Source organism: Methylobacterium sp. E-045, assembly GCF_022829685.1.
Taxonomy (GTDB): domain Bacteria; phylum Pseudomonadota; class Alphaproteobacteria; order Rhizobiales; family Beijerinckiaceae; genus Methylobacterium.
Window position 1 is genome coordinate 80,771 of sequence record NZ_JAKSYE010000034.1, and the last position, 20,268, is coordinate 101,038.

17 protein-coding genes, 1 tRNA gene and 1 pseudogene are annotated in these 20,268 nt (G+C 66.8%); 10 read left to right on the top strand and 9 right to left on the bottom strand.

Going from position 1 to position 20,268, the window contains the following annotated elements:
* Positions 1–56: 56 nt before the first annotated feature.
* Both MKK51_RS04330 and MKK51_RS04335 read left to right on the top strand, forming a co-directional pair.
* Entirely contained in the window at positions 57–1,028 is a 972-nt protein-coding gene (locus MKK51_RS04330; protein WP_243975194.1) for an SMP-30/gluconolactonase/LRE family protein, read from the top strand.
* A gap of 31 nt (positions 1,029–1,059) precedes the next feature.
* Positions 1,060–2,250: a major royal jelly family protein gene (locus MKK51_RS04335; RefSeq protein ID WP_243975195.1), complete on the top strand. Its 1,191-nt coding sequence runs from the start codon at positions 1,060–1,062 to the stop codon at positions 2,248–2,250.
* Positions 2,251–2,277: 27 nt separating this feature from the next.
* Here MKK51_RS04335 and MKK51_RS04340 read toward each other — a convergent pair whose 3' ends face one another.
* From MKK51_RS04340 to MKK51_RS04350, 3 genes are all read right to left on the bottom strand, one after another.
* The gene (locus MKK51_RS04340; RefSeq protein ID WP_243975196.1) at positions 2,278–3,621 is read right to left on the bottom strand and encodes a hybrid sensor histidine kinase/response regulator; all 1,344 of its coding nucleotides are present in this window, start codon (positions 3,619–3,621) and stop codon (positions 2,278–2,280) included.
* A complete protein-coding gene (locus tag MKK51_RS04345; protein ID WP_243975197.1) occupies positions 3,618–4,769 on the bottom strand; it encodes an FIST N-terminal domain-containing protein in 1,152 nt (383 codons plus the stop codon). Before MKK51_RS04345 ends, MKK51_RS04340 begins: the two co-directional genes overlap by 4 nt.
* A 133-nt stretch (positions 4,770–4,902) precedes the next feature.
* Complete coding sequence (locus MKK51_RS04350; RefSeq protein ID WP_313898791.1) at positions 4,903–5,187, bottom strand: hypothetical protein; 285 nt, start codon at positions 5,185–5,187, stop codon at positions 4,903–4,905.
* Positions 5,188–5,376: 189 nt separating this feature from the next.
* Here MKK51_RS04350 and htpG point away from each other — a divergent pair, with 189 nt between their 5' ends.
* The 4 genes and pseudogenes from htpG (at position 5,377) to MKK51_RS04370 (ending at position 9,732) form a co-directional block, all read left to right on the top strand.
* A complete protein-coding gene (gene htpG / locus MKK51_RS04355; RefSeq protein ID WP_243975199.1) occupies positions 5,377–7,212 on the top strand; it encodes a molecular chaperone HtpG in 1,836 nt (611 codons plus the stop codon).
* A 144-nt stretch (positions 7,213–7,356) separates the two neighbouring features.
* Positions 7,357–7,446 (top strand) — tRNA-Ser (locus tag MKK51_RS04360).
* A 270-nt stretch (positions 7,447–7,716) separates the two neighbouring features.
* Positions 7,717–8,283: a metallophosphoesterase family protein gene (locus tag MKK51_RS04365; protein WP_243975200.1), complete on the top strand. Its 567-nt coding sequence runs from the start codon at positions 7,717–7,719 to the stop codon at positions 8,281–8,283.
* Between the two features lie 212 nt (positions 8,284–8,495).
* Positions 8,496–9,732: pseudogene (locus MKK51_RS04370) on the top strand (IS256 family transposase).
* 261 nt (positions 9,733–9,993) lie between these two features.
* Here MKK51_RS04370 and MKK51_RS04375 read toward each other — a convergent pair.
* The 6 genes from MKK51_RS04375 to MKK51_RS04400 all read right to left on the bottom strand — a co-directional run bounded on the left by MKK51_RS04375 (position 9,994) and on the right by MKK51_RS04400 (position 16,974).
* Positions 9,994–10,308, bottom strand: a complete 315-nt coding sequence (locus MKK51_RS04375; RefSeq protein ID WP_243975202.1) for a hypothetical protein — start codon at positions 10,306–10,308, stop codon at positions 9,994–9,996.
* A gap of 886 nt (positions 10,309–11,194) precedes the next feature.
* Positions 11,195–11,653 carry a cytochrome o ubiquinol/quinol oxidase subunit IV gene (locus tag MKK51_RS04380; protein WP_243975204.1) on the bottom strand — a complete coding sequence of 153 codons (459 nt, stop codon included), beginning with the start codon at positions 11,651–11,653 and terminating at the stop codon, positions 11,195–11,197.
* Complete coding sequence (locus MKK51_RS04385) at positions 11,650–12,288, bottom strand: cytochrome c oxidase subunit 3 (RefSeq protein WP_243975205.1); 639 nt, start codon at positions 12,286–12,288, stop codon at positions 11,650–11,652. Before MKK51_RS04385 ends, MKK51_RS04380 begins: the two co-directional genes overlap by 4 nt.
* Positions 12,285–14,387 (bottom strand): cbb3-type cytochrome c oxidase subunit I, encoded by a 2,103-nt coding sequence (locus tag MKK51_RS04390; RefSeq protein ID WP_243975207.1) that lies wholly within the window; start codon positions 14,385–14,387, stop codon positions 12,285–12,287. The genes MKK51_RS04385 and MKK51_RS04390 overlap by 4 nt, the downstream gene beginning before the upstream one ends.
* Positions 14,384–15,313: a COX aromatic rich motif-containing protein gene (locus tag MKK51_RS04395; protein ID WP_243975209.1), complete on the bottom strand. Its 930-nt coding sequence runs from the start codon at positions 15,311–15,313 to the stop codon at positions 14,384–14,386. The genes MKK51_RS04390 and MKK51_RS04395 overlap by 4 nt, the downstream gene beginning before the upstream one ends.
* An 80-nt stretch (positions 15,314–15,393) precedes the next feature.
* A complete protein-coding gene (locus MKK51_RS04400) occupies positions 15,394–16,974 on the bottom strand; it encodes a GMC oxidoreductase (RefSeq protein ID WP_243975211.1) in 1,581 nt (526 codons plus the stop codon).
* Between the two features lie 164 nt (positions 16,975–17,138).
* On the opposite strand from MKK51_RS04400, the gene MKK51_RS04405 reads away from it, so the two are divergent.
* Genes MKK51_RS04405 through MKK51_RS04420 form a run of 4 tightly spaced genes read left to right on the top strand, consistent with a single transcriptional unit; the run spans position 17,139 to position 19,750 of the window.
* Positions 17,139–17,621, top strand: coding sequence for a DoxX family protein (locus tag MKK51_RS04405; protein ID WP_243975213.1), 483 nt, complete (start codon positions 17,139–17,141; stop codon positions 17,619–17,621).
* Positions 17,618–18,070, top strand: coding sequence for a cupin domain-containing protein (locus tag MKK51_RS04410; protein ID WP_243975214.1), 453 nt, complete (start codon positions 17,618–17,620; stop codon positions 18,068–18,070). The genes MKK51_RS04405 and MKK51_RS04410 overlap by 4 nt, the downstream gene beginning before the upstream one ends.
* A gap of 4 nt (positions 18,071–18,074) precedes the next feature.
* The gene (locus tag MKK51_RS04415) at positions 18,075–18,989 is read left to right on the top strand and encodes an SMP-30/gluconolactonase/LRE family protein (RefSeq protein ID WP_243975215.1); all 915 of its coding nucleotides are present in this window, start codon (positions 18,075–18,077) and stop codon (positions 18,987–18,989) included.
* Positions 18,986–19,750, top strand: a complete 765-nt coding sequence (locus tag MKK51_RS04420; protein WP_243975216.1) for a VOC family protein — start codon at positions 18,986–18,988, stop codon at positions 19,748–19,750. The genes MKK51_RS04415 and MKK51_RS04420 overlap by 4 nt, the downstream gene beginning before the upstream one ends.
* Positions 19,751–20,268 lie beyond the last annotated feature (518 nt).

Consider the following 20,268-nt stretch of genomic DNA (forward strand, 5'->3'; position numbering starts at 1 on the left):
GGCCTGTCGGCGAGACCGGCCGGGCCTTGCCGCCCCCCTCCGTCACGAGCCTTTCCATGCGTCGACGCGACATCCTCTGCGGCCTTGCCGCATCCGGTTTCTGGAGCCCGCCCGCCTCGGCGGCTCCGATCCTCCGGCCGGACGATCCCCGGTTCGCCGATCTGGTCGATTCGTCCGCCCGACCGGTGACCCTGTATCGCGAGGGACGGTGGTGCGAAGGCCTGTGCTGGGCTCCGCATCTCGGGGGCCTCATCGTCAGCGACGTGCGGTCGAACCGCATGCTGGTGATCGGTGCGGACGGCGGAGTGACGCCGTTTCGCGATCCGTCGAACAACGCCAACGGCAACATTCTCGATGCGAAGGGGCGCCTCGTCACCTGCGAGCACCGGACCCGCCGCGTCGTCCGCCGCGAACCCGACGGGACGATGACCGTGCTAGCGGATTCCTACGGCGGCAAGCCCCTGAACTCGCCCAACGACGCGGCGCTCGCGCCGGACGGAGCGATCTGGTTCACCGATCCCGTCTTCGGCATCACCGTGCCGGATGAAGGCATTCAGGCGGTGCCGGCCCAATCGGCGAGGCGGGTCTACCGGGTCGATCCGGCCGGTGAGGTCCAGGGCATGACCGATGCCGTCGGCCAGCCCAACGGCATCGCCTTCGCGCCGGATGGCCGAACGCTCTACGTCACCGAGACCAGTGCCGCCCTCGACAATGCGGAAGGTGCAAGGGCCATCCTGGCCTTCCCGGTGGAGGAACGGCGCCTCGGCGGGCCGCGCGTCGTCGCATCGCTCGATGCCGGCGCTCCGGACGGGCTGGCCATCGACGAAGCCGGGCGGATCTACGCGGCCTGTGCCGACGGCGTGCGCATCTACCTGCCCGACGGGACGCTGCTCGGCCGGATCGCCACCGCGACGCCGGCCTCCAATGTCGAGTTCGGCGGGCAGGACGGGCGCCGACTCTTCATCTCGGCCGGCTCCGTGGTGGCGGCCATCGATCTCAAGGTCCGGGGCGCGGCGAAAGCCGGCTGACCGATTTCATGTTTTCAGGATTGCAGTACCCATGACCCTCGCTCGACGTGACATGCTGGCGGCCGGCCTGACCGGACTCGCCGCCTTGAGCAGCCAGGCCTCCGCGGATGAGGGAGGCTCCTCCCGTGCGGCATCCGGCAAGACGGTCGCCAGCGATCCGGGAGTGCCGGGACTCGAACTCGCCCTGGCGGCGGACGCGCCCTCGAACCCCACCGGCCTCACCCTCTCGCGGAGCGGCCGCGTCTTCGTGATGATGCCGCGCTTCAACGCCAAGGTCCCCTTCACCCTCGGCGAAGTCATGCCGGATGGGAGCGTGACGCCCTATCCCGACGAGACCGCCAACCAGCCCGATGCCAAGCACGCCCAGACCCGCCTGCTGCATGTCCCCAATGGAGTGATGGACCGGGACGACAAGCTCTGGATTCTCGATGCCGGGCTGCCGGACGGTGCGGGGCCGCCCATGCCGGGAGGGGCCAAGCTCGTCCAGTTCGATCTGGCCACCAACCGGATCGCGCGGGTGGTCCCCCTGGAGGCCGGCGTCACGGCGACCTCCTCCCTCAACGACCTGCGGGTCGACATCCGCGACGACCGGGCGGTGGCCTTCATCACCGACCAGGGCCAGGACGGGCACGGCGCGATCCTCGCGGTGGATCTCGCCAGCGGCCGCGTCGTCCGGCGCCTCGCCGAGCATGCCAGCACGGACTCCCAGAAGGGCATCGTCAAGATCGTCGAGAACCGGCAGATTCTCCAGCGCAAGGCCGAGGGGCCGCCCCGCCCGGTGCAGGGCGGCGCCAACGGCATCGCCCTCAGCCCCGACGGCCGCCGTCTCTACTATGCGCCGCTCATGGGCCGGCGGCTCTATGCGGTGGAGACCGCCCTGCTCCTCGATCCGGCGGTGTCGGATGCCGAGGTCGCCGCCGCCGTCGAGGATCTCGGCGAAAAGGGGATGACCGGCGGCCTCATCGCGGATTCGAAGGACCGCGTGTATCTCGCCCTGCAGGAGCACAACGCTGTCGGCCGGCGCGAGACGGACGGCACCGTTACCATCCTCGCCACCGATCCCCGGCTGATCTGGGCCGACACGTTCTGGATCACCCCCGACCGCTGGCTCTACATCACCGCCGCGCAGGTCAATCGGAGCCCGGACTACAACAACGGCCGCGATCTGCGGCAGCCGCCCTATGCGATCCTCAGGATGCGCATCGACGCCGACCCGGCCTGATGCCGCCCCCCCCGCCCGATCGCGGGATCAGGCGAGCAAATGAGTGAGGAGGGCTCGCAGCTGCGCCGGCTTGATCGGTTTGTGCATCAATTCGGCGCCGATCCTCGACACGTCGGCCTCGATCCCGGGTGAATGGTCGGCGGTGGTCACGATCACCGGCAGGGCCGAACGGGTCACGCCGCGCAGGTAGGTCGCGACATCGAGGCCGCAGGCGTCGTGATCGAGGTGATAATCCAGAATCAGGACGTCCGGCGGTGGCTGCCCGGCGGCGACGCGTTCCGCCACGCCCGCAAGGTCGCGATGGGCGCTAACCTCCGCATCCCAGTTCTGCAGAAGACGCTTCAGGGCGTCGGCGGTGGCCGGGTCGTTCTCGACGATGAGGATGCGGGCCCCGGTCAACCGGGTCGCGATGGGCTCGGGGCCTGCCATGGTCTCGGTCGGGGAGGCGTCGATGGGCACGGACAGGCCGACCCGCGTGCCGTGGCGGAGCCGCGAATGGAGGACGAGGGGATGGTCGAGGGCCATGGCCATGCGCTGGACGATGGACAGGCCGAGGCCGAGTCCCGGCTCGCCCTCGTCACACCCGCCGCCGCCCCGGTAGAATTCCTCGAAGACGAGGTGGCGCTCGCTCTCCTCGATGCCGCGTCCGGTATCGATCACCTCGATGCGGCACAGCCGGCCGCGCCGGCGCGCGGCGATCAGCACGCCGCCCCGGTCGGTATAGCGGATCGCGTTGGAGACGAGGTTCTGCAGGATGCGCCGCAGCAGGACCGGGTCGCTGTCCACCCGGATCTCCGGGCGGCGGACGGCAAGCCGCAGGCCCTTGCGCTCGGCCATCGGCACAAAGCTCGCCACGATCCCGTCGAGGAGATCGCCGAGAGCCACCGGGCGGATGACCGGGCGGACGATGCCGGCATCGAGCTTGGAGATGTCGAGCAGGGTCTTGATCAGGTCCTCGATGGTCTGCAGGCCCCGTTCGACCTGCCCCGACATCGCCAGGGCTTCCGGGCCGAGGGGCATGTCCGACAGGGCCGAGGCGGAGAGGCGCGCGGCATTCAGCGGCTGAAGCAGGTCGTGCCCGGCGGCGGCGAGAAAGCGGGTCTTCGAGCGGTTGGCCGTCTCGGCCTCCTCCTTGGCCGCGACCAGGGCGGCGTTGGAGCGCTCCAGGCTGTGCATCAGGCCGGTGAGTTCCTCGGTGCGCGAGCGGACCCGGCCTTCGAGCATGATCGCGGTCTGGAACAGCGAATAGGCGCCCCCCTGCTGGTCCATGGTGCGCTCGACATGCGCCATGAGCGCCGCGTTGATCCGCTCCAGCTTGGCGATGCGGCGGCTGGTCTCGTCGTCGGCGACACGTCCAGTGCCGGCCGTCATGACGCGGGCGGCCGGCCGATGGCGATGCCGGTGAAGGTCTGGTTGAGGTGCATCGCCCGGTACTGCTCGCCATAGGTCTCGAACCCGACCACGTCATAGCGGCGATAGAGGTCGCAGATGCCCTGGCGGACCTGCCGGCTCTCCGCATCGAGGCGCCGCAGGACGCAGTCGAAACCGATGATGAGGTCGATCCCCCCGAGCGCCGCTTCGAGGCGGGCGAGTTCGCTCCGGGTGGTCTCCACGATGTCGCGCGGCTGGGCCAGAGTGAGCACGACGCCCTCGTCGATGGCGCAGAAGAAGCTCAGCGAGCCGTCGGTGTTCATGCGCCGGATCGAGCGGCAGAAATACTCGCCCCCGACCTTCACCGCGAGGGGATAGGCGGCAAAGCTCATCGGTGTCAGCGCTTCCGGGTCGAGCCCCACCGCCATGGCGTATTCGCGGGCGGCGGGCTCGGCGTTCAACTCGTGGACGATGCGCTGCTCGTCGTCGGAGGCCGTGACCACGAACTTCGTGGCCGTCGGCTCGAAATGATCGCTCTTGAAGATCTGGAACGGATAGTCCGTCTCCACCAGCACCACCACCGCCGCCCGGCGATGGATCGTGCCTTGGTGGAGCAGCACCGTCTCGCGAAAACTCAGGTCGTCGCCGGCCGAGCCGCCGACCAAGGGAATGCCGTCCAGCGCCCAGGCGATGGCCGAGACCACCGTCTCCTCCGCATTGGCGAGGCCATCGATGAAGGACAGGGCGAAGCGCCGGCTCGGTGCAGAATCGGGGGATTCCGCCTCCAGGATCCGCCGCAGGGCGCGGACGGACGAGGCCGTGCGCGCCACGTCGAGATGGTCGATGTGATCGAGGATCGCGGAGACGATGCGAAAACCCCGTTCGGGGAACGCCACCACCACGAGGCCGCGCTCCAATCCTCCCGCCGGGCAGATGCCGCCCGACATGGTGCATCCGGTGATGGGCGTATCGGGAAAGGCGCCCGCGAGGGCGGTGTTCAGGTCGTCGACGGTGTAGTCGGGAGAGAAGAAGGCGAGCAGATGCGAGAGGCGGGCTGGGCCGATGCCGGCGGCGACGTCCGCCACCGCCTCGGCCGCCGTCGGGGCGACCGTCCAGGCGGTCCTGATCCCGCACAGATGCCCACGCATCCGCGTGTCCTCCTTCACCGCCCCACTCCCCCCGCATCATGCGTCGGCTTTGCGCCTCGGCATCACGTCGGGGGAGTATGTCGATGCGGTCGGCGGGGCGCAACGGCGGCGCGCCCGGCGCCGCCTCTGGCGCTCAGTCGACCGTCTTGAGATCCTTCACCGAGACGTCGCCCTGGCGGGATGAGAACGTCGGCGCGGAGCCGTTGCTCTGGGAAACGCCGCTGATCTGGTGGTCGCCGGTATCGTAGGTCGTGCGCTTGCCGTCGGTGTCGATGACGAGACGGTGGGCATCGGGAAAGAACGCGTAGCGCATCCCGTTCTGGCCACCGCTGGTGGACGGCTGGCCCAACTCCTGCGGCCACCAGGCCTCGCCGCCGGACATGGGTTTCATCGGCTCCATCGGTTTCATGGGCTTCATCGGTTCCATCGTCGTCGTCTCCAAGGGTGTCGAGTCAGACACGGCTACGCCCGAGAGCGGACAAGGTTGCATTCGCCGGGCGCCGTCCCCGTCGGCTGCCTGCCGGGGGGGCGGCTTCTTCTTGCCGACATTGAATTTCCCCGGCGCAGGGGTCATATCGCGCACCGTTCGATCCCCGGAGGCAAACCCTTGAGCGATACCCTGGAACGGCACGATTTCGGTGCCGAGGTCGGCCGGCTGCTGGACCTCGTAGTCCACGCCCTCTATTCCGACCGCGAAATCTTCCTGCGCGAGCTGGTGGCCAACGCCGCCGATGCCCTGGACCGGCGCCGCTTCGAGGCGCTGACGCAATCGGTCTCGGCGCCGCCGCCGGACGCGAAGGTCACGATCACCCCCGAGAAGACCGCGCGCACGCTGACGATCTCCGATCCCGGCATCGGCATGACCAAGGCCGAACTGGCGCAGAATCTGGGCACCATCGCCCGCTCGGGCACCCGCGCCTTCAGCCAGTCGCTCGGAGACGCGAAGGCCGAGGACAGGCCCAGCCTGATCGGCCAGTTCGGCGTCGGCTTCTACTCCGCCTTCATGGTGGCGGACCGCGTCACCGTCACCTCGCGCCGCGCCGGCGCCGACGAGGCCTGGACCTGGGCCTCGGACGGCAAGGGCAGCTATACCCTCGAGCCCGCGACGCGCGACGAGCCCGGCACCGACATCGTCCTCCATCTCAAGGAGGATGCCGACGAGTATCTGGAGAGCTATCGCCTCGACCACGTCGTGCGCAAATGGGCCGACCACATCACCGTCCCGGTGGCCATCGTCTCCGAGGGCAAGACCGAGACGGCGAACCAGGGCACGGCCCTGTGGCGCAAGTCGAAATCCGAGGTCACCCCGGAGCAGTACACCGAGTTCTACCGCCATGTCGGCATGAACTTCGACGAGCCCTGGGCGACCCTGCACTGGCGGGCGGAGGGGGCGCTGGAATTCTCGGCGCTGCTGTTCATCCCCGGCATGAAGCCGTTCCAGGCGGTGGAGGGCGAACGCGCCAGCAAGGTCCGCCTCCATGTCCGGCGCATGTTCATCACCGACGAGGCGGAGCTGCTGCCGACCTGGCTGCGCTTCGTCCAGGGTGTCGTCGACACCGAGGATCTGCCCCTCAACGTGTCGCGCGAGATGCTGCAGGCGACGCCGGTCCTCACCAAGATCCGCCGCGCCGTCACCGGTCGCGTCCTCTCCGAGCTCGGCACCCGCGCCAAGGATGCCGAGGGCTACCGGTCGTTCTGGGAGAATTTCGGGCCCGTCCTCAAGGAGTGCATCTACGAGGATTACGAGCGCCGGGGCGAGATCGCCCCGCTCCTGCGCTTCCGGTCCTCGGCGGTGGAGGGCTGGACCTCGCTGCCCGATTACGTCTCGCGCATGAAGGACGGCCAGGAGGCGATCTATTACCTCGTGGCCGACGATGCCGAAGCCCTGGCCTCCTCGCCTCAGCTCGAGGGTTTCCGCGCCCGCGGCGTCGAGGTCCTTCTGCTCTCCGACCATGTGGACGCGTTCTGGCCCGAGCAGCTCGGCCGCTTCGAGGAGAAGCCGCTGCGTTCGGTGACACAGGGCGGCCTCGACCTCTCGAAGATCGCGGTTGCGGAGGATGAGGCCGGTGAGGCGCCGGCCCCGGTCGATGCCCTCATCGCCGCCCTTAAGGCGGCGCTGGCCAAGGATGTGGCCGATGTCCGCGCCACCGACCGGCTGGTGGAGAGCGCCGTGGTGCTCTCGGCCTCGGGCAGCGGGCCCGACCTGCAGATGCAGCGCCTCCTGCGCCGGGCCGGGCGTGGAGCCGGCGGATTGCCGATCCTCGAGATCAACCCGCGCCATCCGCTGATCGCCTCCCTCGGCGCGAAAGCGGAAGCCGGAGAAGACGTGGCGGACGCCGCCGGCACCCTCGTCGATCTCGCCCGCATCCAGGACGGCGACACCCCGCGCGACCCCGTCGCCTTCGCCCGCAAGGTCGCCGCGGCCCTGGCGTCCGGCGCCTGAACGGACGAACGGAGGCGCCGCCGAGCGCAGGCGCCTCCGACAAGCCTGTGATGACGGCCGGCGCGCTTTTCGTCCCGCGCTTCCCGTCTTGCGATCTGCGCCGCACTCGTGCTAACGAGCCTTCGTCTCATCGAGGCGCCCCGCGGAGAGGTGGCAGAGCGGTTGATTGTACCGCACTCGAAATGCGGCATGGGTGCAAGCCCATCGGGGGTTCGAATCCCCCCCTCTCCGCCACTTGCCCTTGCTAAGTCATTGTTTTTGCTAGGAACTCCAGTTTAGTATTGGGTGTTCGCCCTCAATATACCCCACATTTTGCGTCGGCTTGTGTCGGCTAAAGCTGGATCTCGCTGGACTTCGCCTCACGCGCGCGAGGCCGAGCGCTCGAGGTGCATGGCAGCGTTTTAATCAACGCGATTTTTTCCCCAGAGGCGCTGATCCCCCACCGAGTTGGAGGAGTTTGAATGGCAGGCCGCTGCCTTAAGCATGCCGCGCCGTCGGATCCGCATGGCTACCTTCTTCACTTCAGACACCCATTTCGGGGATGCTCACATCCTGCGGCAGCGTGGAGTGGCGTTCGGATCACTCGATGATCACGACGCGGCTCTGATCCAGGGTTGGAACAACGTTGTCGTCGCGGACGACGAGGTCTGGCATCTCGGCGATTTTGCAGTTGGTGCAAGCCGGGCGCGCTGCGCGGAGATCTTTGAGGCCCTGAGAGGCCGAAAGCGGTTGATCCGCGGCAACCACGACACCAAGCGGGTTCTCGAACTGCCGTGGGCGAAACCGCCGCAGGAAACTGCGCGGATCACTGTAAGCGATGCCGATGGCACGGAATGGCGGCTGTTTCTCGCACATTACGCGCATCGAGCCTGGCCCGGCTTGTGGCGCGGGACGCGGCACCTTTATGGCCACACGCATGGATCCCTGCCTGACACCCGCTTCTCATGCGATGTTGGCGTTGATGCCTGGGGCTACCGACCCGTGAGTATCGCAGAACTCATAGCCCGCCAAAACCATGCTCAAGCTGTTCCAGAAGAGCTACAACGGCAGAACGATACTCGGACAGCATGATGAGCGCTGAAGCTTGGTATCGCGAGTGCGTAGCGGCCTTATGGATCAGCTCGAAAATAGGAAGAGGCTTTGCGAATGCCGATCAGCAGGAAGGATCTGGCGGACGCAGGCTCGGTCGTGTCCCAGGCAGTGGTATAGCTTCAGGGTGGTCATCGGCGGTTGCCGGGTAGGGTCGGGTTGCGACGACCAGCCCCGCACCCGAGAGACCCCCGATGACCGACGAGATCATGGCCCTGCGCGGGCTGATGGAGAAGAGTGCCGACGCCGATCTGCTGCGCGAGATGATCGGCTTTGCAGCCGAGCGACTGATGGAGCTGGAGGTGGTGGGCCTGACCGGCGCGGCCCACGGCGAGAAGAGCGCCGAGCGGCTGGTCCAGCGCAACGGGTATCGCGACCGAGACTGGCAGACGCGAGCCGGCACGGTGGAGTTGCGCATCCCGAAGCTGCGCAAGGGCTCGGACTTCCCCGGCTTCCTGGAGCCGCGACGGATGGCCGAGAAGGCACTGACGGCGGTGATCTAGGAGGCCTACATCCAGGGCATCTCGACCCGCTCGGTCGATGATCTGGTCCAGGCCATGGGCGGCACGGGCGTGTCGAAGAGCCAGGTCTCGCGTCTGTGCCAGGAGATCGACGAGCGGGTTGGCGCATTCCTGGACCGCCCCTTCGAGGGCGAGTGGCCGTATCTCTGGATCGACGCGATCTACGTGAAGGTCCGCCAGGACGGGCGCATCCAGGGTCCCCATCGCACATGTGCGACGGGAGCCCGGTCTCGGTGGCCGTCATCGTGGCGGTGGGCGTCAACGGCGAGGGCCGGCGCGAGGTGCTCGGCCTGGATGTCGGCCCGTCGGAAGCCGAGACGTTCTGGACTGCTTTTCTGCGCAAGCTGGCCCGGCGTGGTCTGCGCGGCGTCAAACTGGTGATCTCGGATGCGCACGAGGGCATCAAGGCCTCAGTGGCCAAGGTGATGACCGCCACATGGCAGCGGTGCCGGGTCCACGTCATGAGGAACGTCCTCGCCCATGCGGGCCGCTCGGATCGCCGCGTCGTCTCGGCCTTCATCGCCACCGCGTTTGCTCAGGACGACGCCGAGGCGGCCCGTCAGCAATGGCGGCGGGTGGCCGATCAACTGAGGCCCAAGGTGCCCAGGCTCGCCGCCCTGATGGACGCGGCCGATCCCGACGTGCTCGCCTATATGGGCTTCCCGGCCGCACACCGGGTCAAGCTGCACAGCACCAACCCGTTGGAGCGCCTCAATGGCGAGATCAAGCGTCGGACCGAGGCCGTGGGCATCTTCCCCAACGAAGCTGCCATCACACGCCTCGTCGGCGCGATCCTGTGTTGGAGCAGAATGACGAGTGGGCCGTCCAGCGGGCCCGCTACATCACCCTAGAAAGCATCGCCCCAATCGGCGATGATCCCCTCGTCAGACTGCCGACCCTGGCAGCCTGATCCTCCCGGCCCAAGCCGGTAATCGTGGTGGCCCTCAGCGAGCTACACCACGCCGAGGGACACGACCCAACCGATTCGAACCAACCCTCCTGAGGCCCCGTCGAGGCAAGCACCAGGCTTCCGACCTTGACCGCCTCCCAACTGAGAGGGCGTGCGAAATCACCGGCAGGTGGAGGGGCATCGTTTGAAGGCGGCGAGCTCGCCATGGCCGACACTAGGCGCGGTGGCGCCTCGCCCGGCCCCGCCAAGGCCATCAGGCGCTCATACAGGGCTTTCTTGACGAACGGCACGAACCCTCCGCCCGCTTTGGGCGAAGATTTGGCCTGCGGGCAGCTGAGAGGCGACGGCGCGATGCTCATCGGTTGTGATGTGCAGTACCCGTAAGCCCATCAGCCCGGCCGCTCGCTCGGCCAGTTCGACCTCGGCGCGGGCGAACGTCGAAGCGTGTGGCTTGCCGCCCTCATCGGTACCGAACAAAATCACGGCCGGTGGGATGGCGATGCCGGCGGTAGCCGTTGCCGCGGCGTCGTTGGGTTCGCTGGTAGCTTCGCTTACGGCGGTTGCTGGCGTGTTCATAACAGGGCTCCTGAAACGAAGAAGGCGGCCCGAAGGCCGCCTTGCGGTGTGGTTGATGGAGAGGGGTCGAGGCCGACGCCTTCGTGCGCATTCTTCAGTGTGGCCTTGCGTAGCGCTCGGGGGCATCGTCATCAGCATTCGGCGCATCGCAAAAGCAGCGACTGACGCTGTCACTATAGGAATAATATCCTTTTGTCAACAGCATGCTTAGAAGTCGGCGCGTAACAGCCGCGGGCGATTATGCTCAGCGAGCGGACACACCCATCTCGTTGACGGCGGTGACCGACTTCGATGCGTCCCAGTAGCGACAACTTCGCGCGGCCCCCGTACCAATGGTCTGCAAAGGGTGCAGGCTGTGTAAAATGCCGGCACTTCGCCACGCCCGAGTACAATTTTCCAAGATTGACTGGAAAAACATCAGTTCGGATGGCCGCGACAGCAATCCTTGAGGGTTCCTGCGAGAAATCCTTCTGCTTGCGTCAGCCCGAGACGCGTTTTCACACAGTCTCGGTGGTAACCGGACCCTGCGCTTTCGCCCCGAAGTGAACGTTCCGCATCCGACCCCACATAGTCGTACATGTTGCTGCGAGCGTCGCCTGAAAGCGGACATAGCTCGAGTTGTGCTCAACGGCGAAAAATGCCCCCTTGCGGACAGTCGAGACGCTTCTGTCAAAGGTCTGGATGGGGTCGACAGTGGCAGCTTGAGCTGCGCCCGCTAAATGTCACCGAATGGTGCACTGCTGACCAAGTCGCATCCGAACTCCTTCCCCGTTCTGGACCTTTGAATCTGCAGCCCGGATGCCGGCCGCCGAGCCGCGCCGGTTCTAGCTCGGCTTCGCCGCCGCGCCGCTTGCGGCAAGGGACCGGGGCGGCCCCTCGGACCCGACTACATCATTCGCATCCGCAGGTTGACCAGCACGACGAGGGTGCCGCCGACCATGAGGGCGATGATGAGGGTGGAGAATAGGATCAGCTGGAGGTCGTCGCGGGCCGAGCGCTTAAAATCGATGTGCAGGAAGCAGCGGAAATGGACCACGGCCTGGACCAGCGCCAAGCCGAACACGACGCCGAGCGCCGTAGCCCCGGCCGCCCATCGCCACGTCACGACGGCGAAGGCGGCGCATGTCAGCAGCAGCGCCAGACCGTATCCGATGCCGTAGGTGATGAGGTCGCGCCGCCGGGAATGAAGCCCGTCGTCGGCCTGCGCGGAGGAGCCGCCCTCGGGCTCGGCTGGATGTCGCCCCGCTGCGAGGCCGCCGGACACGATCCTCGCGAGCCCGATCAGACCGGCGGCGCCGACGGCCTTGAGCAGCACCGCGCCCCGCGTTGAACCCTGCCTGGTCATGCGAGCGTTCCCTGCAAGTAGACCACGGAGAAGATCGCGATCCAGATGATGTCGAGGAAGTGCCAGAACAGGCCGAGCCTCAGCAGGTTCAGCTTGACCCTGCCGTCGGTGCCGAACACCGCTATCTGCGCCAGCATCACCATGATCCAGATGCAGCCCGCCGCGACGTGCAGACCGTGCGTCGGCAGCAAGGCGAAGAAGGCCGAGAGGAACCCGCTGCGGTCCGGCGTGGCCCCATCGGCAAACATCGTCCGGAAATCACTGATCTCGAAGCCGAGGAAGGCGATCCCGAGCATCAGCGTCACGCAGAGCCAGAGGACGAGGCCGAACTGGCCACGGTCGTACTTCAGGGCGATGGCGGCGAGGCCGAAGGTCAGGCTGCTGGTGAGCAGGATCACCGTCTCGACGAAGGCGGGGCCGAGTTTGAGGACGTCCTGCGGTCCCTGCGCGCCGGCCGTGGCCGCCAGTTGCGTTCCGTAGATCGCGAAGAGCAGCGCGAACAGGATCGCGTCGCTCATCAGGAAGATCCAGAAGCCGTAGAGCCCGGTGGCGGCCTCTTCCGGTTCCATCTCGTCCGAGTGAAGGAGATTCAGCCCGACATGCCGGAGCTGCGGCCCATTCGCAGGCCCGCTCACGCCGGCACCTGCGCCGGGAACGGGCGGGCGAGACCGAGATTGGCCGGCTCGGTCTCGAGTTCACGCGGCACGGGACGCGCCGCATGGGCCCGGTCGAGCCAGCGTCTCTCCGTCGCCTCGATCTCGGAGGCGGGGATCGTCCGATGGACGTCGCGCATGAAGCTCCGGGCGATGACCGGAATCCAGACACCGACGAAGCCGAGGAGGGTCAACCATCCGATATGCCAGACGAGGCCGAAGGCGCAGGCGGCGCCGGCCAGTCCGACCAGCGGGCCGACCCAGCTGTTCTTCGGCACCGCGATGGCGTTGTAGCGGTCGGCCGGCCGGTAGGCTTCGCCGCGCTCCTTGCGCCAGTAGAACGGATCGAGCCGGTCAACCTGCGGGATCGTGGCGAAGTTGTACTCGGGCGGCGGCGCCGAGACCGACCATTCGAGGCTGCGCGCGTCCCAGGGGTCGCCCACCGGCACGCGGTTCGCCGCGCGGTCCCGCACGCTGACCCAGAGCTGCACGAACAGGCTGACGAGTCCGGCGAGCAGCAGGAAGGCGCCGACGACCGCGACGAGGAGCCAGGGGCGGTAATCGGGCTCGAACAGGGCCTGGCTGCGCCGCGCCATGCCGCTGAGCCCGAGCACGTAGAGCGGCATGAAGGCGAGGTAGAAACCGCTCACCCAGCAACCAAAGGCGACCTTGCCCCAGACTTCCGACAGGCGGAAGCCGAACGCCTTGGGGAACCAGTACATGTATCCGGCGATCATGCCGTAGAGCAGTCCCGGGATCAGCATGTTGTGGAAGTGCGCCACGAGGAACACGGTATTGTGGACCACGTAGTCGATCGGCGGGATCGCAAGCATGATGCCGGTGAGGCCGCCGAGGACGAAGGTCACGATGAAGGCGAGCGCGAACAGCATCGGTGCCGTGAACCGGACCTCGCCGCGAAACATCGTCCAGATCCAGTCGTAGATCTTGACCCCCGTCGGGATCGCGATCGTCATCGTCGCCACGCCGAAGGCTGCGTTGACGTCGGCGCTCTGGCCCATGGTGAAGAAGTGGTGCAGCCAGACCGTGAAGGACAGCACGCCGATCACCATGGTGGCGGCAGCAAGCGACTTGTAGCCGTAGAGTTCCTTCGATGAGAAGGCAGAGATGACTTCCGAGAAGACACCGAAGGCGGGCAGGATGAGGATGTAGACCTCCGGATGGCCGAACAGCCAGAAGAGGTTCACGTAGTTCATCATGTTGCCGCCGAGATCGTTCGTGAAGAAGTGGAAGTCGAGATAGCGATCGAGGGCGAGGAGGGCGGTGGCGAGCGTCAGCGGCGGCATCGCGAAGATCATCAGGATCGAGGTGCAGAGCGCGGTCCAGCAGAACAGCGGCATGCGGCTAAGATGCATCCCGGGGCAGCGCTTCTTGTAGATCGTTGCGGCGAAGTTCAGCCCGGAGAAGGTCGTGCCGAGGGAGGACAGGGTGATCGCCCAGATCCAGTAATCCGGGCCGACGCCGGGCTGGAACGCCTTGCCCGTATAGGGCGGGTAGCCCGACCATCCGCCGGTCGAGAACTCGCCGACCGCGAGCGAGATCATCACGAGGCCGGCCCCCCCCGCCGTCAGCATCAAGCTGATCGAGTTCAGGAGCGGGAAAGCGACGTCGCGCGCGCCGATCTGCAGCGGCACAACGTAGTTGATCAGCCCCGTCAGGAACGGCATCGCCATGAAGAAGATCATGATCGTGCCGTGGGTGCTGAAGAGCTGCGCGAAATGCTCGGGCGCGACGATGCCGGGGGCATCGACCGCGAGCGATTGCTGCGTCCGCATCAGCACCGCCTCGACGAGGGCACGGCTGAGCATCACCCCGGCCAGCACAACGTACATGATGCCGATCTTCTTGTGATCGAGGCTCGTCAGCCAGTCGCGGACAAGCGGGCGCCACCAGCGCTTCCACGTCACCAGAGCCACCAGGGCGAGGGCGCCAACGACCACGAGCGCACCGGCCAGCGCGCCGATGAGTTCGCTGACGGTGGGATCGTCCCAGGCCCGCACGAACGGGAACGACCGCGCGTTCAGGTGGCCGAGCAGGGTGAGCCAGTGACCGTCGTCGCTCATTGGGGGTGATGTCCGTGGGCGGTTTGCATGCCCGGATCGTTCCGGGCGAGGATCGATCGGAACAGGTCGGGGGTGACCGACCCGAACAGGATCGGTTCGGCCTGGGTCGAGCGGGCGGTCAATGCCGCATAGGCGGCCGGGTCGAGCGTTCTGCCCCCGGCGCGTGCCCGTGCGAGCCAACGGGCGTAGTCGTCGTTCGACTGGGCCAGGACAGAGAACTTCTGGTTCTGGAAACCCGCGCCGTTGAACTGTGTGTTCTCACCGCGGAAGCGGCCGGGCGCGTTGGCTGCGAGGTTGAGCTGCGTGGTCATCCCGGCCATCGCGTAGATCTGCCCCCCGAGCCGCGGCACGAAGAGGGACTGCATGACCGTGCCGCTCGTCAGGCTGAGATGGATCGGACGCTCGGCGGGAAAAGCGAGTTCGTTGACGCTCGCCACGCCCTCGTTGGGATAGATGAACAGCCACTTCCAATCGAGGGCCACCGCCTGAACCTCGACCGCGGCATGCGGCGAGGCGAGCGGCTTGTAGGGGTCGAGCGCGTGCGTATCGCGCCATAGGATCACCGCGAGCACGATCACGATGAGCGTCGGCGGAATCCAGATCAGGCCTTCGAGCGGCCAGTTGAAGCCCCATTGCGGGCGGTAGGCGCTCTCGGTGTTCGACAGCCGGTAGTGCCAGGCGAAAATCGGCGTCAGCAACAGGACCGGGGCCGCGACGAGGATCATGATCGCGCAGACGAGCAGGAACAGGCTGCGCGTCTGCTCCGCGACCGGACCGGCGGCACCGAGTATGCCGTGATCGAGCACGCTGCAGCCGCCGATGGGCAGTAGCGCGACGATGGCGCAGTAAGGTGCGAGGCGCGAGATTGCCTGACGCCGGGGGACCGGTCCGACGGGACGCCTGTGCGGGGGGGCCGTCTCAGACATCGCGGCGTCGTCCTTTCCGGTTCATGGCGAGAAGAACGTCCGTTACCGCGGTGGGGCCAGCTGGAACTGTGATGCGCGCCCTAAAGCCGCGCCGCGATCCCGTCGGCCACCCGCAGTGCATTGGCGACGATGGTGAGCGTTGGGTTCACGGCGCCGATCGAGGGGAAGAAGCTCGCATCGGTGACGTAGAGGTTGTCGATCCCGTGCGCCCGGCAATCGAGGTCGAGCACGCTGGTCGCCGGGTCGGGGCCGAAGCGCAGGGTGCCGGCCTGATGCGCCGTGCCGCCGATCGGCGTGTCTTTGCCGAGATAGAGCGTCCGGTCAAATAGGTGCGGGTGGATGTCGAGGCTGCCGCACATTGTGCGCAGCGTCTCGCGCAGGCGTGCCTGCGCCTCGGCGTTCGTGACGGTCAGGTCGAGATGCACCCGGCCGTCGCGGTAGTGGATGCGGTTCTCAGGGAGCGGCAGGTCTTCCGAGGTCAGCCAGAAATCGATCGAGTGCTCCGCGATGTACGAGAACGGCCGCGTCGGCAGCCATTGCAGGAAACCCGGCAGCCCCTCCGCCTCGATCTGCATCCCGTCGGACTTGCCGACCATCTGGATGTGTCCGAGCGGGAATTCCCAGTCGTTCAGCGGGCTGCGGTCGTGGCCGTAGTAGAAATCGTTGAGCCCGAGCGTCTTCTGGAACTGGGTCGGGTTCGGCTCCTTCGAGATCGCCAGCACCGTGGTGTTGTTGTGGCGCATGTAATTGCGCCCGACTTGGCCGGAGCGGTTGGCCAACCCGTCCGGATGCGCGTCGCTGCCCGAGCGCAGGAACAGAAGCGCGGAGGACAACGCGCCACAGGCCACGACGAACAGGTCGGCGGCGAGAACGTGACGGCGCCCCTCGACGATCACCTCGACGCCGGTGACGCGGCCGCCGCCCGCATCGGTCAGCAGGCGCTCGACAAAGGCATTACGGAGCAGCGTGACGTTGGGGTGAGCGGCCAGCGTCGGATCGATGCAGATGATCTGCGCGTCAGCCTTGCCATTGGTCAGGCTCGGATACCCGTCGAACGGGTCGCAGCGCAGCAGCGGCGAGTGCGGCGTCGTCCCGCCCTTGCCGTCCTCCTGCATCAGCGCGCCCATCGGCAGGTGGAACGGGTGGTGGCCGTGACGAGCGAGATCGTCCGCGAGCTTCTGGATGCGGGGCTCGTGGCTGATCGCGGGCTTCGGGTAGGGATGGGGGGAGGGCGGCTCGGTCGGGTCTTCGCCGCGGCTGCCGTGGACCTGGAACAGCTCCTCCGCGGCCTGATAGTAGGGCGCGAAGGCGTCGTATTTGACCGGCCATTCCGGCGAGATGCCGTCCGGGTGGCGCTGGGCCTCGAAGTCGCTCTCGCGCAGGCGGAACAGCACGCCGCCATAGACCTTGGAATTGCCGCCGACGTAATAGTGCAGGCCGGGCTTGAACGTGTCGCCGTTCGAGGACGTCCAGGTCTCGTCCGCCTGGTAGCGGGCCTTGCGGAAGACCGCGTCGGTGTCCCAGTTCTCACGCTCGCGCGGCAGGTAGTCGCCGCGCTCGATCACGAGGACGCGCTTGCCGGTGCGGGCCAAGCGCCACGCCACCGAGCCGCCGCCGGGGCCCGAGCCTACGATGATCACGTCGTAACGGTCGTCGCTCATCCACCTCGCTCCGTCTGCCGACGCGCAACGGATGGCAGAGCCCGCCGTTCCACACGCATGGGAGACGGGTTTATTCCGGACGGGCACGGGTTTCTTCCAAACCCTGCGCGAACCGCACCCTTCCGGCGGCGTTGGCTGCCAATGAACCCGACGGGAACCCGCCGATGACCATCGAGGTGCTCGCCGCCTTCGCGGCCCGAGCCTGTCTGATACTGCTGTTCCTGCCCTTCAGCGCCCTCGACAAGGTCCTGAACTTTCGCGCGGCGGTGGGTCAGGCCGGTCAAGCGACGGCCTCACGCCCGCTCGCGACGGCGCTGATCCTCGCCGGACTGTTTGTGGAGGTCGTGATGTCGCTCGGCGTAGTTACCGGTATCGCCGACCGCTTCGCCGCCTTCGTGCTCGCCGGCTACTGTGCGGTCACGGCGCTGCTCTGGAAACCATTCTGGCGCAAACCGGATTTCCGCCTGCGCGGGCCTAGCGAGGGCCGCGAGACGTTCTGGGACTTCCTCAAGAACTTTGCCGTGGCGGGCGGCTTCCTCGCACTCGCCTGGAGCGGGCCGAGCGCGCAGGGCGTCGCGGCCTTCCTGCACGACCCATTCGGGTCGACCCACCCCTACACGCAGACAATTTCGGAGACGGTTCGATGAGCGACGCGGGCGACAAGCCGACCGTGCCCTACTGGCACCTCTATACCGATGGGGACGGCATCAGCCGGCAGGTCCGCTGCACCATGACCAAGTTCCACCTCGCCTCGATGAAGCCGCCGGCCTCGCCGCAATGGCAGGGGGTCAAGCACCACGACGGCATGACCACGATGATCACGGTCCAGCCGGTCGGCTGGGAGGGGACGTGGCACGAGAACCCTGCACCGCAATGGATCATCCCCCTGAGCGGCCGCTGGTACGTCGAGTCCATGGACGGCACCCGGATCGAGATGGGGCCGGGCGAGATCTCGTTCGGCGAGGATCAGGGCTGCGGCACGCGCGACGGCAAGACCGGCCACAAATCCGGAACGGTCGGCGACGCACCCGCCGTCCTGATGGTGGTGCAGTTCGACACGGCGCGCGAACGCACCACGCCCTGCCGGTTCGGTTGAGGCGATGGAGGGAGTCGAGATCCACGATCCCCGGTTCCGGACCTACGTCCTCGACAATGCCGGGCTGGAGGAGATCGCCGGCGGCTTCCGCTGGGTCGAGGGGCCGGTCTGGATGGGGGACTGGAACTGCCTTCTGTTCCAGGACCTGCCGCGCAACCGCACCATGCGGTGGAGCGAGGCCGAGGGAGTCTCGGTCTATCGCGAACTCTCCGATTACGGGAACGGGCAGGCCCGCGACGGCGATGGGCGGCTCATCACCTGCTCGCATCACGGCCGTTGCCTCTACCGGACCGAGCACGACGGGCGGGTGACGCGGCTCGTCGACCGCCATGCCGGCAAGCGGCTGAATGCGCCCAACGACGTCGTCGTGAAATCCGACGGGACGATCTGGTTCACCGACCCAGTCTACGGCATCGCCAACGATTACGAGGGAGGCCGGCAGGACTCCGAGCAGCCGCCCGCCCTCTACCGCTTCGACCCCACGACCGGTGCGATCCGCATCGCCGCCGGCGATTTCGACGGGCCGAACGGTCTCGCCTTCTCGCCGGACGAGCGGCGGCTCTACGTCTCCGAAACCGGCGACCAGAGCCGTCCGGCGCCGCGACAGCACATCCGCGTGTTCGACGTCGGCGCGAATGGCATCCTCACCGGCGGCGACATTTTCCACAGGATCGATCCGGGCTATTGCGACGGCATGAAGGTCGACGAGGACGGCAACGTCTGGTCGAGCGCCGCGGACGGCGTCCACTGCCTCTCACCGGAGGGGCAGCTCCTCGGCAAGGTGCGGGTGCCCTACCGGGTCTCCAACTTGGCTTGGGGCGGGGTGCACCGGAACCGCCTGTTCATCGCCGGCTCGCAGCGTGTGTACGCGATCTTCCTCAACCGCCGCGGCGCGCCGCTGCCCGGAGCCGGCCGTTGACGGCTCTTCGGATCGCCGCGATCCGGCTCCTCTGCCCGGATCCAGCCGCGACCGCCGCCTTCTACGCGGCCGCCTTCGGGGCCACCGTCGCCTCCGACGGAGCGCGCCTTGCACTCGGAGCACAGACGATCGAACTCGTGCCCGCCTCGGACCCTGCGGCCAAGTTCCCGCCCTCTAACAGCACCGACTTCCAGCACTGCGCCCTCGTCGTCTCGGACATGGACGCGGCCTATGCGCATCTGTGCGGGATGCCCAGCTGGACGCCGATCTCGCGGGCCGGGCCGGAGCGGCTGCCGGCGGCTTCAGGCGGTGTTAGCGCGTTCAAGTTCCGCGACCCCGACGGGCACCCGCTCGAACTGCTGGCCTTCCCGCCCGACGCCGTGCCGCCGGTCTGGCGCGGGCGATCGGGTCTGGTCCTCGGCATCGATCATACCGCCATCACCGTGGCCGATACGGAGCGCGCCGTCGCCTTCTATGTCGGCCTCGATTTCAAGGTCACGAGCAGGAGCCTGAACCGGGGCTCGGAGCAAGCCCGCCTGGACGCCATCGATGATCCGGTGGTCGAGGTCACGAGCCTCACTCTTCCCGGCGGGGCGCCGCCCCATCTCGAGCTTCTCTGCTACCGCGCGCCTGGTTCAATTCTCCGAAACTGCCCCGATGGCTCTCCCTTCGCCACTCGCATCGTCCTGACTGGACAAACAGATCGTTACGATCCAGACGGGCACAGGATAATAACTGATATTTTAGGCCCAAAAATTTAATGACCTATTATATAAATGGATTGTTTTATTGATTTCCTGCAATGTATGCATGGCATCGATTTTGCAGTGCTTCCAAAGCAGTGAAAATCTTAGTGTCGTCTGCAATGTCAAGCGACTATTCGCGACATCGCAGATGAAGGTCTGGAAACGGAGCAATGCCGTTATAAACCGCAATTCATGCGAACGTCCGGTTTCTGGACGCGGCTTCCCAATAGCGGACTAGCTGTAATCCACCCAGCCCGGTCGTACTCTCCATCCCGCTGAGTGACCTGAAAGCGGACGTTCCGAAAGCCCGAGAAGGGTCAGATTCGGCTGTTCATCAAGGTTCGCTTCACCGATGGCCGTCTGGATGTGGATCGGCGTCGAAGCATGCCCCTATGAGAAGCGCCGCCATGTCTCTGACCCAACAACAAGATCCAAGATTTGGATGGGGTCACGATCGTCGTCGATTGTGACCCCATCTCATGCGAAAATTTGCTCGATTTAGCAATGACCTACGCAGAGTTGTGGGTAGGGGT